Raw genomic sequence first — 14,776 nt, 5'->3', positions numbered from 1 at the left:
TAATCATAGCAGAGAATTACACGAAAAAGCATCATAGCTGATGATAAAGCTTTTCTGCCACCTATCGCGTATCCGGGAGTAAAAAAAGAAAGATTTGATGTAATAAAAAGAGGGAAAAATGGCGCGCGTGGAAGGATTCGAACCTCCGACCATCTGGTTCGTAGCCAGGTACTCTATCCAGCTGAGCTACACGCGCGCTGCGTAAAACAAGAAGAAAATGGCGCGCGTGGAAGGATTCGAACCTCCGACCATCTGGTTCGTAGCCAGGTACTCTATCCAGCTGAGCTACACGCGCACTATTACGAAAATGGCGGTGAGAGAGGGATTCGAACCCTCGATAGGGCTACAAACCCTATACTCCCTTAGCAGGGGAGCGCCTTCAGCCTCTCGGCCATCTCACCGTTTTCGTGGGGCGCATATTAATGATTCTGAGAATCTTGTCAAACCTTTTTTAGAAAAAAGACAAACTTTTTGGTTGTTTACTTATTTTTTAATCGATATACGTGCATTGTTTAACCAAACACTCTCTTTTGATTATTTTTCATGCAGGTTAAAACCCTTTTTTGCATATAGCTTAGGTTCAATAAATGAAAGTTTCATAACAATCAGGTAAAAAGCTTTTCGACTGGCTGATTTTTAATAAATGTTTGGCGAACATTTAATTCTTTGTCTAATAACACCCAATCAGCTTGCCGACCTATTTTTATCTGACCCAGATAATCACTTTGTTTAAGCCAGGCTGCCGGAGTCCGGCTTAACATAATTAACGCATCCGCAAACGGAATGCCAAATTGATTGACGGCATTATTTAAAGCTTGAGCCATAGATAAGTGTGAACCAGCAAGCTGGCCCGTATAAGTGGTGAGTTTGTCTTCCTGCCGTGTTATGGTTTCTGAAAATAGCTCAAAGCTATTTTGATGGCTACCCACAAGCGCCATCGCATCTGTAACCAAAGCTAACTTAGCAGAACCTTTTAATTTCCATGCTAACCGCGCAGACTGACGATGCACATGATGATTATCTAAAATAATACCGCAATAGGCTGCTTCTGCCTCTAACGCAGCGCCCACCATGCCGGGTTCACGACTGGTTAACGGCGACATCGCATTAAACAAGTGGGTAAACCCCGTTGCACCAGCAGCCAATGCTGCATTCACCTGCTCTGCGGTGGCATTGCTATGACCCAGCGAAACCACCCAACCCAGCTCAGTGAGCTTGAGAATATCCCTAGGACAGATATTTTCTGGCGCAACGGTAATTTTTTTTATACCCAAATCAGTTCGTTCAAATAATTGCCATTCAGCCGTCGATATCGGCCGTATCAGGTTGGCCGGATGCACGCCTTTTTTAGCGACCGATAAATGCGGGCCTTCAAAGTGGATGCCTAAAATGCCGGGAAATTGTTTTTTGCGTGCGTAAGCAACTGCATCTGCAGCCGCTTGCATAACGCTAATGTCGTCGGTAATCAAAGTGGCTAGCAGCGCAGTTGTGCCGTACCGACTATGAGCTTTTATCATTTGCAGCAAGCTTTCTGGTTGTGGCGCATTGTTAAAGAGTACGCCTCCCCCACCATTCACTTGCACATCAATAAACCCTGGTACCAATACGCCATCGAGTTCAATGATAGGACCTAGGTGGTTGGCACCTTGTGTCTGTATATCAATAATGACCCCGTCTTTAACACTAATAAATGGCTGTAGATAAAAAGCCTCACCATCAAACATCTTTTCTGGACGATAAGTAGTGATTGTCATAAAGACTCCGAAATTGAATCAGTATTGCTTTCATCCCGTTGCAGATTGACAACGAGTTTGTCCATGATGTTTTTAAATTGGTGTAAGTCTTCATCTGGTATATCTTTTGTCATACAATCGAGTACCTTATCTTGGGCTGCGCTGACCTGCTCAATCAAGCTCAGTCCAGCTTGGGTTAATCGCACTATTTGGCTGCGTTTGTCGGCTGGGTTTTGGCATTTATCAACAAACCCTAACTTTATGAGGTCTTTAATCAATCGCGCCACCTGAGCTTTATCTCGATTTAACTTGTGCACAATATCGTTGGCGGTACAGACATCTGAATCCGCATTTAAAACATTTAACACCCGCACATGCATACCATTTAACCCTAAAGCTTGCGCGTTAATTGATTGCCGAATACGGGTTTTATACGCATGAACTAAATTAAAAACAGTTTCGTGCAACCAATCGGCTGACTGTGATTGCTTCTTAGTTGACATAGTCTACCATTTGCTCGTATCTTTAATTGGTAGATTTTATCAACTAATATTTTTAAAGGCTAGCAATAATATGATTTCTCCCAAAAAAGCAAATTTAATAGCAGCTAAAGTGCTGCACTGTGAGTGTTTTTCACCTCATATCCAGCGCATCACGATCAGCGCTGATGCATTCGCCAATTGGCCGGCTGACACTGAGGGGCGGTACTTTAAGTTGTTTATTACTCATCAAGGAAAAAAACCGAATTTATTTAGTCCAAAGCGCTCTTATACTGTACATAGCTTTGATGCGGTAAACAAAACATTGGTTTTTGATGCCGTGGTCAATCGCCACAACGGACCTGCAACTCAGTTAATTGGACAGCTCCAAGGCGGTGAAACTTTATATATTGCCGGGCCGGGTAAAAAGAAGTTAGATAACTTTAGTGCTGAGCATTATTTATTCATCGGTGATATCACTTCCATAAATGCCATTCGAGCCTATTTAAACTTACTACCCGCAAACACACCAGCGCAAGTCTATCTGATGGTGCCAACAGAGGCAGATGCAATGGCTTATCAAAATGATGCTCTGCAAGCTCACAATAACCATCAAATCATTCACTGGATCATAAATCCGCAGCAAACCGAGTGTAATCAAATATTATTGCAATCACTGGCGCAAATCCCCCAGTTACCACAAAAAACTAAAGCTTTTATTGCCACTGAAGCTGGCTGTTTGCGTTTAGTTAAAAATTACCTGCAACAGGACGTGAATCTATCACGGCGTAATTTGTACGCCAGTGCCTATTGGAAGCTGGGCACCAATGCTGACAAATTAACTGAATTAAAGCAGCAGGGTTAGGTAACATACAGTTGGCGAACTATCTTAGCCGCTCATGGTCACATGGGGTAAACCAAAAGGAGTTTAAGATGCAGTTTAATCGTTATCTAATGTGTATATTATGTTTACTGCTGACTTTTACAGCCAGCGCACAAAAAAAATACGGTCCAGAATTAACCGGGTTTGAATACCCCTACCCAGTGAAATTTTTTAAGTTTAATTCGCAGCAACAAGCGGTAAAAATGGCCTATTTGGATGTTGCAGCAAAAGATCCCAATGGCCAAACCATTGTTTTATTGCATGGTAAAAACTTTTGCGCCGCGACTTGGCAAACCAGTATACAGCAACTCAGCCAAGCCGGTTATCGAGTCATAGCCCCTGATCAAATTGGGTTTTGTAAATCATCTAAACTAAAACAATATCAGTTTAGTTTGCATCAACTGGCAGCTAATACCCATCAATTATTGACGCATTTAAATATTAAAAAAGCCAGCATTATGGGGCATAGCATGGGGGGGATGTTAGCCACCCGGTATGCACTTATGTATCCAGAGCACACTAATCAGCTCATTTTAGTCAATCCTATTGGTTTAGAAGACTGGCAGGCTAAAGGAGTGCCATATGCAACGGTTTCCCAAAACTATCATGCTGAGCTTAAAAAAACCCGAGCGGGCATAAAAAGCTATCAGCAAAACACTTATTATGTCGGCCAATGGAAGCCTGAATATGATCAATGGGTTGATATGTTAGCCGGCATGTATGCTGGGCCTGGGCAAAAAATAATCGCGTGGAATCAAGCACTCACCTCAGATATGGTCTTTACCCAACCTGTGGTGCATGAATTTAAACAGCTACAAGTCCCTACTTTATTATTAATTGGTGAATTAGATAACACCGCAATTGGTAAAAATCGTGCATCTGATGCCGTTAAAAAAACCTTAGGCGATTATTCAGTGTTGGGGGAACAAGCAGCCAGTCACATTCCGAATGCAAAATTAATCGAATTTTCAGATCTTGGCCACTCTCCTCATATACAGCAACCTCAGCGTTTTCATCGCGAGTTATTAAAACACCTATTATAACTTTGCTGACCCGGCTGGATCGCAGCCGGGCAAGCCAGCTAACGGTTTAAACGATTTTCAATCAGTTTATCAACCACACTGGGGTCGGCCAAAGTACTAGTATCACCCAATGCCTGAAAATCATTTTCGGCAATTTTACGTAAGATACGACGCATAATTTTACCAGAGCGTGTTTTTGGCAAACCCGGTGCCCATTGAATTTTATCTGGGGTGGCAATAGGACTGAGCTCTTGACGTACCCAAGCCACCAGATCTTTGCTCAGTTCATCATTTAGTTCAGTGCCTGCCATTGGGATCACATAGGCATAAATACCCTGCCCCTTTAAATCATGCGGAAAACCCACTACAGCCGCTTCAGCAACTTTAGGGTGAGCAACCAATGCACTTTCTATTTCGGCTGTCCCTAAACGATGGCCAGAAACATTCAACACATCATCAACCCGACCCGTGATCCAATAATAACCATCTTCGTCTCGACGTGCGCCATCACCGCTAAAATAATAACCTGGGTAAGTCGAAAAATAAGTTTGTATAAATCTTTCATGATCGCCATAAATGGTTCGTGCTTGGCCAGGCCATGAATCTTTTATCACTAAGTTACCTTCCGCTTGACCATTGAGCTCACAGCCTTTTTCATCCACCAACGCGGGTTTTATGCCAAAAAATGGCCGAGTTGCCGAACCAGGTTTAAGAGCGGTAGCCCCTGGAAGTGGGGTGATCATTATTCCGCCTGTTTCAGTTTGCCACCAAGTATCAACAATCGGGCATTTGCTATTACCGATATTTTCATAATACCACTGCCAGGCTTGAGGGTTAATTGGCTCACCCACACTACCTAATAACCGTAAACTTTTCCGATGATTATTTTTGTAAGCTAAATCACCATTCGCCATTAAAGCTCGAATGGCTGTTGGTGCAGTATATAAAATACTCACATTATGCTTATCGACAATATCGCCCATGCGGCCACAATCAGGGTAAGTAGGTACACCTTCAAAAATCACCTGAGTGACGCCGTTTGCAAGTGGGCCATACACTATATAAGAATGTCCAGTGATCCAGCCTACATCAGCTGCGCACCAATAAATGTCGCCTGGCTGATAATCAAAAATATACTCATGAGTCATAGATGCATAAACTAAATATCCCCCAGTGGTATGCAAAAGACCTTTTGGCTGACCAGTTGAACCTGAAGTATATAAAATAAACAAGGGGTCTTCGGCATTCATCACTTCGCAAGGGCATTCATTTGATTGCTCGGCCACTAGCTTGTCGGCACAAACATCAATTGATTCGTTCCAGCTGATGTCTGCTCCTGTATTTTTAAATACCAAACAATGTTCCACTGTGCTGACGTCTTGCCGAGCAAGCGCCTCATCCACTTTATCTTTTAATGTAACAACTTTAGCACCACGTTTGGCTTCATCGGATGTGATCACAACTTTTGCTTGGCAATTAACAATACGATCAGCAATTGCATTGGGTGAAAAACCAGCAAATATCACAGTATGCACAGCACCGATACGGGCGCAAGCCAGCATGGCATAAACAGCTTCGCAAATCATCGGCATATAAATGGCAACACAATCGCCTTTTTTAATGCCAAGAGATTTTAAGCCATTCGCAATTTTTGCCACTTCATCATGCATTTGCTGATAAGTCACACGCTTATCAATCTCAGGGCTATTCCCTTCCCAAATAAGGGCCACTTGATCGGCTTTATCAGCTAAATGTCGATCAATACAATTATAACAAGCGTTTAACTGGCCATCGCTAAACCAACTAATAGCTACCTGAGCTTTATTAAATTCAGTTTTTTTAACGCTGGTATAAGGTTTGATCCAATCTAATCGTTTACCCTGCTCAGCCCAAAAAGCTTCAGGATCGTCGACTGAAGCTTGGTACATAGCTAGGTATTGTTCGTTATTAATTAAACTTTGTTCAGCTTGAGCGGCACTGACTGGATATTTATTTTGATTCATTTTTTCTCCCTTTGTTAGTCACTTCTTTAAATATAGTCATACAGTTATAACAATAGTTCAACGATTTATTTTCGTTTAATGTAATTGATCCCAAAAGGTGCAAACTCTGCTATTCTACGCACCGCATTTGAGCAAACTCTGTTCACTTGTGCTTAAAATAACAACAAAATAGTGCCAGCCATAAAATTGACTGCCGTAAATAAATTTTATTTTTAACCCCATAGGAAACATAAAATGCGAGTATTTTTAATCCTACTAAGTTTACTGCCGATGTCGGCGGTTGCCGATACCATAGATACAGGTGATACTGCCTGGATACTAACCGCCTCTGCTTTAGTATTATTTATGACCCTGCCAGGTTTAGCCTTTTTTTACGCCGGTTTAGTGCGTAGTAAAAATGTTCTTTCGGTGCTGATGCAGTGTTTTGCAATTGCGTGCATTGCTTCTATTATCTGGCTAGCATTTGGCTATAGTTTAGCCTTTGGTGAAGGCAATGCTTTTATTGGTGATTTTTCTAAAGCTTTTTTAAATGGTATAGACAAAACCACAGCTTCGGGTAGCATCCCTGAAGTCCTCTTTTTTGTCTTTCAAATGACTTTTGCCATTATTACCCCAGCATTAATTGTTGGTGGTTTTGCTGAGCGTATGAAGTTTTCTTCGGTATTAATTTTTACCACCAGCTGGCTAATATTAGTCTATTTACCTATTTGCCACTGGGTGTGGGGTGGCGGCTGGCTAGCCGATATGGGCTTATTAGATTTTGCCGGAGGTACAGTCGTCCACATTACCGCAGGGGTTGGCGCTTTAGTGGCAGCTATGGTCATTAAAAACCGCCATGGTTTTGGTAGCGTTAACCTGATACCACATAACCTGACTATGACAGTAGCCGGCGCTGGTATGTTATGGGTCGGTTGGTATGGCTTTAATGGCGGCAGTGCATTAACAGCCAGTGGAGATGCCGCAATGGCAATTTTAGTAACCCATATTTCAGCCGCTACAGGTTCTTTAACTTGGGCTGCGTTAGAGTGGAAAAAGTTTGGTAAACCGTCAGTACTAGGGATTGTCACTGGTATGGTTGCGGGTTTAGGTACGATCACACCGGCATCTGGTTTTGTGGGTCCAGCAGCTGCATTAATAATTGGTTTATTAGCAGGTATCGTTTGTTTTTACGCCACCAATGCCATTAAACACAAATGGAAAATTGATGATTCCTTAGATGTGTTTCCAGTTCACGGTGTCGGTGGTATTTTGGGTACCTTCCTCGCAGGCATTTTCTGCTCGCCTGATTTAGGGATCTTCAGCGGTTACGGTTTTGGTGGCGATAACCAATCAATTGGTGATCAACTGACTGTTCAGGTAATTGGGATTTTAGCTACCTTTGCATATACCGCAGTGGTCAGCTTTATTTTACTTAAGCTCACTAGTGGTTTAACACAAGGTTTACGCGTAGAACACGAGCAAGAAAACCAAGGTTTAGACATTGTCAGCCACGAAGAAAGAGGCTACAACCTTTAAAAAATACTACTGAATCTTTTATCCAGCCCGCTGCCGAAACCAGCGGGCTTTTTTTTGCTTCTACTCTGGTTATTAATGTATTTGAGGCTCAAAATCTACTTGCAAAATGAGTAAAAAAATAAAATACTGTATACATGAACAGTATAAATAACCTAATTAAATCATCCAAGATCTGGTATGCACGCCAGCACCAGATCCATCAACCTAAACGGACCACTGGTTTTGCCCGGCTTGATCATGCTCTCATGGGTGGATGGCCGCAGAGTGGACTGATTGAACTTGGCTATGAAGGCTCAGGCAGTGGCGAATTAGCTCTCGTTTTGCCTTCGCTTACCCAGCAAACAGTGGCCGCTGAAAAAATGATTTTTATGGTTAACCCCCCTTTTTTACTGAATCCTTGGCAGCTAAATGAACAGGGTCTTAATCTAAATCAACTTTATATTTGCAACGAGCCCGAACATGCCCTGTGGTTGACAGAGCAAGCCCTCAGCCATGCTTTGTGTGAAGCGGTTTTATTATGGCATGGCCATTTAAACCGCCAGCAGTGCCGACGCTTAAAACTAGCATCGGAAAAAGGCAACAGCCGTTGCTTCTGGCTGCATGATAGCCAACTCGATGCAAAACAAAAAAACAGCGAGGCTAATGTTAAATTAAAACTAAAATTAGCTCCGCCACACTTGCTGGTCACAGTGACCAAAATAACCGGAGCCATGGCAGGCACTTCTTTACAGTTAGATATTTTTGAACAATTAGCAGGTCACCGCAGATGATTTGGTTAGCGTTATATTTTCCAAAACTTCAATTAGATGCTTATTTGCTGCAGCAATCTGAGCCGCTAAACCACCCTGTAATTATTGTTGATAAACAAAGTTATCAAGTCGTGCAAAGCTGCAGTTTGGCTCAGCAAAAAGGCGTGCTGCCCGGCTGTCACTTTGCGCAGGCTTGTTTATTGCTCAGTGACGCTAAACTCTTGTTATATCGACCTGAGATTGCTCGTAAACAACTTCAAACGATGGCACAAACACTGTACCAAGTCTGCGCCGATATTGTTGTGGGAGGTTGTGATCGATTGCTTCTGCGCTGTGATCGTATGCTGCAATATTATCAAACAGAAACCTCCTTACTCACAGCGATTCAAGATTGTTTGCAGTCTTTTAATTATCAATATCAAAGTGCCAGCGCCACAAGCCAGTTGGCAGCGTGTTTATTAGCTCAGCATGCGCCCGCTCGTCATTTGTGCCTGCAGACACAAAAAAGTAGCCAAACACTGGCAAAACTGAGTATTAACTGTTTGCCCGTGACCGCAAAACAATTAAAAAACTTGCACCGAATGGGATTTAAAAACATTGCCGATTTGCAGCGTTTGCCCAGTTATCAGGTCGGTCGTCATTTAGGCTCTGAGTTGCATCAACTGATCGCCGAACTTCAAGCAGATCAGCAGCTGGCGACCTATTACCAGCCAAGTGAACATTTTACTGCTGAGTTAGAGCTTATGTATGAAGTTGGCCAAGCCGAAGCTTTGTTATTTCCGCTGCGTCGTTTATTTATGCAATTACAAAATTATTTAACTCGTCGTGCAGTGATCACAGATCGTTTATCTGTAATTTTGCATTTTAGAACAGAGCCAGCCAAAAAGATTGTTATTACCAGCCAGCAAGCAAGCGCACAAAGCGGACTTTGGTTAGAATTAGTCAAATATCAACTAGAAAAAATTCAACTAACAGCCCCAGTTCTTAATTTAACATTGAATTGTCAAACATTTATAACCGCAGCTAATAACCAAACAAATTTATTCAGTCAGCAAGACCACCACTCTAAACAGACATTATTTGCTCGTTTAAGTAGCCGCTGCCGACAAATATCAAAATATGCACTCGTTAAAGACTATCGCCTTAAACATGCTTATCGCACAATCGCTTGGCATCAAACTAGTCAACTCCCTAAAAATTATCAGATTTTTAGTCAATTACATGCCGGTCCTATCTATTTGTGTCAACACCAAGCGATAGATAAACAAAAGTTCACCTTATTAGCTGGGCCGCAACGTTTGGTCACTCATTGGTGGAGCCAAGAGGCGCAACAACAAGATTATTTTTATGCAATCAACCAGCAACAACAATATATTCGTTTAATAAAAACCCCAACCCTAAAATGGTATCAAGATGCCTTGTTTGCCTGATTATGCAGAGCTTTTTTGCCTAACAAACTATAGTTTTTTAAAAAGTGCTTCGCATCCGCATGAACTTGTTGAGCGCTGCACCGAGTTGGGTTATCAAGCGTTGGCGATCACTGATGAGTGCTCGTTGGCTGGTATTGTGAAAGCCTATAGCGCTGTGCAAAGCCAGCAGTTAAATATTAAACTCATTATTGGCGCTCATTTTCATTTTTCACTCACCACTAAGCAAAACCTGTTAATCGTTTTATTATGTCCTAATAAAGCTGCATATAGCGAATTATGCCAATTAATCACTCGTTGTCGCCGCCGCAGTAACAAAGGTGAATACCAATTATTATTAACTGATCTTGCAGAATTAAAACATTGTTTATTGCTTTGGCACATTGAGTACTGGCAAACAGAGTTAACAAACGCAGCAAAAAAATTAAAACAAATGATTAAGATACCTGTTTATTTAAGCTATCGACGTCAACTCACCTTTAAAGATAACCACCTTATACAACAGCTTGAACTGCTATGCCAAAATTATAACTGGCCGATTACGGTAGCAGGTTTTATTAAAATGCATGACAAAAAGCGTCGCCATATTCTTGATGTGTTAACCGCTGAACGCCTAAATCAGCCACTGAGAGAACTTGCAGATCAATTACTTCCTAATAGCGAGCAAAGTTTATTAGCAAGAACAACATTGGCGCGCTTATACCCTTACCAACATTTAAAAAATAGCTGCTCAATCGCCCAAAAGTGCGCCTTTTGTTTGTCTGAAGTGAGTTATCAATATCCCACTGAATTAGTCCCTAAAGGTTATACTGCAACTCGCTGGTTACGACATTTAGTGCGACAAGGAATGCAAAGTCGATTTGCCGATGGAGTTCGCTTTAAAACACTAAAAACGCTAGTCAAAGAACTCAAATTAATTGCCGAGTTAAAATACGAATATTTTTTTTTAACCCTTCACGATATTGTAAATTTTGCTCAACAAGCCAATATTTTATATCAGGGCAGAGGCTCTGCCGCGAACTCAATTGTATGTTATTGCCTTAAAATTACCGCCGTTGACCCACGCCAAATTGATGTTTTAATAGAGCGTTTTATTTCTAAAGAGCGCCGCGAACCCCCAGACATAGACGTTGATTTTGAGCATCATAGACGCGAAGAAGTTTATCAATACATTTATCAAAAGTATGGTCGTGAGCGGGCCGCTTTAGCGGCTAGTATTCATACTTTTAAATTTAAAAGCGCATTTAGAGCTGCCGCAAAAGCTTTGGCTTTACCCGCCGAACAAATTGAATTTTTATTAAAAAATATTCATCGCAAGTCTGAGTTGAGCTGGCAGCAGCAACTGGCTAAGTTGCCTTTGGATAAAAACAGCGAACATTACCAGCATTTAATCGAATTAACTGAAGGTTTGTATGGCTTTCCTAATTTTATGAGTCAACATGTGGGTGGATTTGTTATTTCTGCCGGGCCATTACATGAACTGGTACCTGTTGAAAACGCCGCCATGCCAGATAGAACTGTGATCCAATGGGATAAAGATGATCTTGAAAGTTTGGGCTTATTAAAAGTTGATATTTTAGCGCTAGGCATGCTTACAGCAATACAGCAAAGTTTTGCTTTAATTAAACAACACTACCAGCGCACCTTAGAGCTCGCAGATATTACTGCATTAGGAGATGACGCCAAAGTGTATCAAATGCTGCAGGCCGCCGACAGCATTGGGGTATTTCAAATCGAGTCTCGCGCGCAAATGAGTATGTTACCTAGGTTAAAACCCAAGTGTTATTACGACCTAGTCATTCAAATTGCAATTGTAAGGCCAGGACCGATTCAAGGTGATATGGTGCACCCTTATTTACGCCGTCGTAATGGTTTAGAAAGTGTGGATTACCCTTCACAAGCCACTCGCGAAGTATTAGCTCGTACCTTGGGCGTGCCTGTATTTCAAGAGCAGGTGATCAAATTGGCAATGGTTGCAGCCGGTTTTAGTGGTGGTGAGGCTGATGGGTTAAGGCGGGCAATGGCAAGCTGGAAAAAACATGGATTATTACAAAAATTTCGCAAAAAACTATTAACAGGCATGTTGGCACGGGGGTATCAGCAAAATTATGCCGAGCGTATTTTCAGCCAAATTTGCGGGTTTGCTGAGTACGGTTTTCCGGAATCCCATTCGGCCAGCTTTGCGGTGCTGGCTTATGTTTCTGCTTGGCTTAAGTACTATTACCCTGCCCCTTTTTATTGTGCTTTATTAAACAGTCAGCCAATGGGCTTTTACCCTCCCGCTCAATTAATAGCCGATGCCAAACGTCATGGCATAACATTTAACCCTGTTTGCATTAACCATAGTGAGCGTTTACATACGTTAGAAAAAATAAATAATGAAAACACCTTTGCAATCCGTTTGGGTTTTAACTTAGTGAGAGGTTTGAGTCAAACTGCGATCGACACTCTCCTACAAGCACGCCAGCAACAAACGTTTCACCGACTAAATCAATTACATCAATTATCATTAGCAGAAAATGATTTAGCCGCTTTAGCCAGTGCTGGTGCTTTACACCAATTAAGTGAGCATAGGTATCAAGCTCGCTGGCAGTTGATGGACAGTCAAGCTAGTTTGCCATTATTTAACCAAAGTATTGCCGAAAAAACAGAAAATGCTGGTTATTTAATAGCGCCTGACCCATTGGCTAACATGTTAGAAGATTATGCAGCAACTGGTTTGAGTCTACACCACCATCCGATTGCTTGGTTAAAACAACAAGGTTCATTATTAAATACCATTAGTGCTGAAAAATTAGCCGTCCAGAAAAATAAAAGTATCATTCAGGTTGCTGGGGTGGTTACAGCACGGCAAAGTCCGGGGACCGCCGCTGGGATCACTTTTATAACGTTAGAAGATGAAACAGGGAGTATCAATGTGATTGTCTGGAAAGCCAGCGTACAAGCGCAAATTAAAGCAGTTACTCAAGCCAAATTACTTAGGGTCACTGGCACTATAGAAATCTCTGACGGCGTAATCCATATTATTGCGGGGCGCTTGCAGGATATCAGTCATTGGCTGCAGGCGTTAGATACGCGCGCCCGCGATTTCCATTAACGCATCATTTGCGCTATAACAACAAATGCGATCACGCCCCTGCTCTTTCGCTTGATAGAGCGCTTTATCAGCTTGATGAATAAAATCTTCAACACTACTGCCTGCCGTTAATTCGGTTATTTGGGTAATGCCTATACTCACTGTATAAGTGAGTTCATGCCCCACAAAACTGACAATTTTATTTTGTTTAACTGAGTTTCGGATCTTTTGCGCTATCTGCTCAGCCTGCGCCAACGGGCAGCTCGGCAGTAACAAAATAAACTCTTCTCCCCCAAAACGTGCGGCTAAATCACTGGCCCTTAAATTATTGAGGATGGTTTGCGCACAATCAACAATCACTTCGTCGCCAGTTTGATGGCCATAGCCGTCATTGATGCGTTTAAACTTATCGATATCTAATAATAAAATGCACACTGGCTGCTGCTTTGCCAGCGAGGCTTTGATCTGAGAAGCTGCATTATCATTAAAGTAGCGGCGATTATATAAATTCGTCATCGCATCTGTTGATGCTTGCTGTTTTAATTTTTCTTGTGATTCTTTTAAACCTTCTAATATTTTTAATCGATAAGATAAAATGAAAGCCAGCATTAAAGCTTCTAAGGTGATGCCAATACCGACACCATAACAGGTGATATAATGAAAGTCTAAAATGCCCTTGTAATAGAGTACCGACAAGCCATTAAATATAACAAACAGAATATGACCGATTAAAAATAACGGCGCCAAAGGATTACCCTTTCGCCACAAACTAATACTAACACTAATGGTCACTAGCATCATTAAAGCCGCTAAACTACTTGCAATTTTCATGGCTCCAATGATGTCAAAAACGCTATAAACCAACTCTAACAGTAAAAGAGTCAACATAAACATAAGCGCTTTATGCTCTATCGCATAATTTTGTCTAGTTTCAAATATCGACATCATAAAAAGTATTAAAAATATGGGCATGCAAACCAGTGACATATGGAGTTGCATAACAGCCAATCCCACCCAGCCGAAAAAGTTTGCAAATAAACCATACGAAAGCGCTATCCAAACCGCACCTGAAATTAGATATAAGCTATAAAAAATATTTTCTCTTTGCCTAGCCGATATATAAAGTAAAAAGTTATAAATAATCAACGCCATTAGCATACCGACTAATAACGCGATATCCGTACGGCTCCCCACTAACGCAGAGAGTGAATGTTTTTGGTCAAAAATATCTAATTTAAACCATTGGTGAGAATAAGTTTGAGTTTGCAGATACAACTGAGAACAAGTATCAGGCGATAAAATAAAAGAAAATACAGCCACTTCGCCAACCAAAAACTCAAATGTCTCCGGTTGATCCATGTTTAGATAATATTGACGTATGATCTGCTCATTTTCTAATTGGAAAAACTCAATTTGCTCAGTATGGTAGGCAAACGGATGATGCAGATACAAGGTACGAGGCTGGGTCGAGGTATTACAAATTTGCATCCGATTCCAAACGCGACGATTATCAATGCCCAAAGCAATTTGATTGTCATCTGCTTGAAAGGTTTGAAACATGACTCGAGACAAAGGCATCTGTAGAGAGTTATCTACATAATATTGAGTCGGAAATTGACGCAGCTCTACCGGCTGTTCATTCACAAAAATGGGCTCTGCTTGTAGCTTGGTGACGCCTAAAATGGCAAAAAGACAAAACGCTATATACAATCCTTGTTCCAATCTGCTTATCATCTTAACTATCCTGACTACTAGTATCGTTATCAAAATAGCATAAGCTTTTTAAACCAACAATTATAAATGCAGCCAAAACATTGGTTTTGGCTGCATTAGCATCCCTGTTTTATTACGTAGAAAAGACCTCAATCAAACTTTTGCGATCGTTTACG

At 41.5% G+C, this 14,776-nt stretch carries 10 protein-coding genes and 3 tRNA genes; 6 read left to right on the top strand and 7 right to left on the bottom strand.

Annotated elements, in window-relative coordinates; translation table 11 throughout:
* Positions 1-119: 119 nt before the first annotated feature.
* From C727_RS0107385 to C727_RS0107365, 5 genes are all read right to left on the bottom strand, one after another.
* Positions 120-196: transfer RNA gene (locus tag C727_RS0107385), tRNA-Arg, on the bottom strand.
* Positions 197-218: 22 nt separating this feature from the next.
* Positions 219-295: transfer RNA gene (locus C727_RS0107380), tRNA-Arg, on the bottom strand.
* 13 nt (positions 296-308) lie between these two features.
* A tRNA-Ser gene (locus C727_RS0107375) sits at positions 309-401 on the bottom strand.
* A gap of 204 nt (positions 402-605) precedes the next feature.
* On the bottom strand, positions 606-1,754 hold the full coding sequence (gene nagA / locus C727_RS0107370; protein ID WP_017444985.1) for an N-acetylglucosamine-6-phosphate deacetylase: 1,149 nt from the start codon (positions 1,752-1,754) through the stop codon (positions 606-608).
* A complete protein-coding gene (locus C727_RS0107365; protein WP_017444984.1) occupies positions 1,751-2,236 on the bottom strand; it encodes a MarR family winged helix-turn-helix transcriptional regulator in 486 nt (161 codons plus the stop codon). The genes nagA and C727_RS0107365 overlap by 4 nt, the downstream gene beginning before the upstream one ends.
* Positions 2,237-2,306: 70 nt before the next feature.
* Between C727_RS0107365 and C727_RS0107360 the strand changes: the two genes are divergently transcribed.
* Positions 2,307-3,077: a siderophore-interacting protein gene (locus C727_RS0107360; RefSeq protein ID WP_017444983.1), complete on the top strand. Its 771-nt coding sequence runs from the start codon at positions 2,307-2,309 to the stop codon at positions 3,075-3,077.
* A 68-nt stretch (positions 3,078-3,145) separates the two neighbouring features.
* Positions 3,146-4,138 (top strand): alpha/beta fold hydrolase, encoded by a 993-nt coding sequence (locus C727_RS0107355; protein WP_017444982.1) that lies wholly within the window; start codon positions 3,146-3,148, stop codon positions 4,136-4,138.
* A 38-nt stretch (positions 4,139-4,176) separates the two neighbouring features.
* On the opposite strand, the gene acs is transcribed toward C727_RS0107355, so the two are convergent.
* Positions 4,177-6,120: an acetate--CoA ligase gene (gene acs / locus C727_RS0107350; protein ID WP_017444981.1), complete on the bottom strand. Its 1,944-nt coding sequence runs from the start codon at positions 6,118-6,120 to the stop codon at positions 4,177-4,179.
* Positions 6,121-6,354: 234 nt separating this feature from the next.
* Here acs and C727_RS0107340 point away from each other — a divergent pair, with 234 nt between their 5' ends.
* The 4 genes from C727_RS0107340 (at position 6,355) to C727_RS0107325 (ending at position 12,908) form a co-directional block, all read left to right on the top strand.
* Positions 6,355-7,635: an ammonium transporter gene (locus C727_RS0107340; protein ID WP_017444979.1), complete on the top strand. Its 1,281-nt coding sequence runs from the start codon at positions 6,355-6,357 to the stop codon at positions 7,633-7,635.
* A 134-nt stretch (positions 7,636-7,769) separates the two neighbouring features.
* Complete coding sequence (locus C727_RS18175; RefSeq protein WP_017444978.1) at positions 7,770-8,405, top strand: hypothetical protein; 636 nt, start codon at positions 7,770-7,772, stop codon at positions 8,403-8,405.
* A complete protein-coding gene (locus C727_RS0107330) occupies positions 8,402-9,814 on the top strand; it encodes a Y-family DNA polymerase (protein ID WP_017444977.1) in 1,413 nt (470 codons plus the stop codon). The genes C727_RS18175 and C727_RS0107330 overlap by 4 nt, the downstream gene beginning before the upstream one ends.
* Entirely contained in the window at positions 9,798-12,908 is a 3,111-nt protein-coding gene (locus tag C727_RS0107325) for an error-prone DNA polymerase (RefSeq protein WP_017444976.1), read from the top strand. Before C727_RS0107330 ends, C727_RS0107325 begins: the two co-directional genes overlap by 17 nt.
* On the opposite strand, the gene C727_RS18170 is transcribed toward C727_RS0107325, so the two are convergent.
* Positions 12,879-14,621, bottom strand: a complete 1,743-nt coding sequence (locus tag C727_RS18170) for a sensor domain-containing diguanylate cyclase (RefSeq protein WP_017444975.1) — start codon at positions 14,619-14,621, stop codon at positions 12,879-12,881. The two genes, C727_RS0107325 and C727_RS18170, sit on opposite strands and share 30 nt — an antisense overlap.
* Positions 14,622-14,776: the final 155 nt, after the last annotated feature.

This window comes from Gayadomonas joobiniege G7 (assembly GCF_000300815.1).
Lineage (GTDB): Bacteria > Pseudomonadota > Gammaproteobacteria > Enterobacterales > Alteromonadaceae > Catenovulum > Catenovulum joobiniege.
The sequence above is the reverse complement of the archived record's forward strand: the minus strand, read 5'-3'. Positions and strand labels throughout refer to the sequence as shown.

What these genes read in the sequence shown, in the direction of transcription:
- nagA (WP_017444985.1), bottom strand. Translation starts at nt 1,754, where the DNA reads ATGACAATCACTACTTATCGTCCAGAAAAGATGTTTGATGGTGAGGCT.
- C727_RS0107365 (WP_017444984.1), bottom strand. Translation starts at nt 2,236, where the DNA reads ATGTCAACTAAGAAGCAATCACAGTCAGCCGATTGGTTGCACGAAACT.
- C727_RS0107360 (WP_017444983.1), top strand. Translation starts at nt 2,307, where the DNA reads ATGATTTCTCCCAAAAAAGCAAATTTAATAGCAGCTAAAGTGCTGCAC.
- C727_RS0107355 (WP_017444982.1), top strand. Translation starts at nt 3,146, where the DNA reads ATGCAGTTTAATCGTTATCTAATGTGTATATTATGTTTACTGCTGACT.
- acs (WP_017444981.1), bottom strand. Translation starts at nt 6,120, where the DNA reads ATGAATCAAAATAAATATCCAGTCAGTGCCGCTCAAGCTGAACAAAGT.
- C727_RS0107340 (WP_017444979.1), top strand. Translation starts at nt 6,355, where the DNA reads ATGCGAGTATTTTTAATCCTACTAAGTTTACTGCCGATGTCGGCGGTT.
- C727_RS18175 (WP_017444978.1), top strand. Translation starts at nt 7,770, where the DNA reads ATGAACAGTATAAATAACCTAATTAAATCATCCAAGATCTGGTATGCA.
- C727_RS0107330 (WP_017444977.1), top strand. Translation starts at nt 8,402, where the DNA reads ATGATTTGGTTAGCGTTATATTTTCCAAAACTTCAATTAGATGCTTAT.
- C727_RS0107325 (WP_017444976.1), top strand. Translation starts at nt 9,798, where the DNA reads ATGCCTTGTTTGCCTGATTATGCAGAGCTTTTTTGCCTAACAAACTAT.
- C727_RS18170 (WP_017444975.1), bottom strand. Translation starts at nt 14,621, where the DNA reads ATGATAAGCAGATTGGAACAAGGATTGTATATAGCGTTTTGTCTTTTT.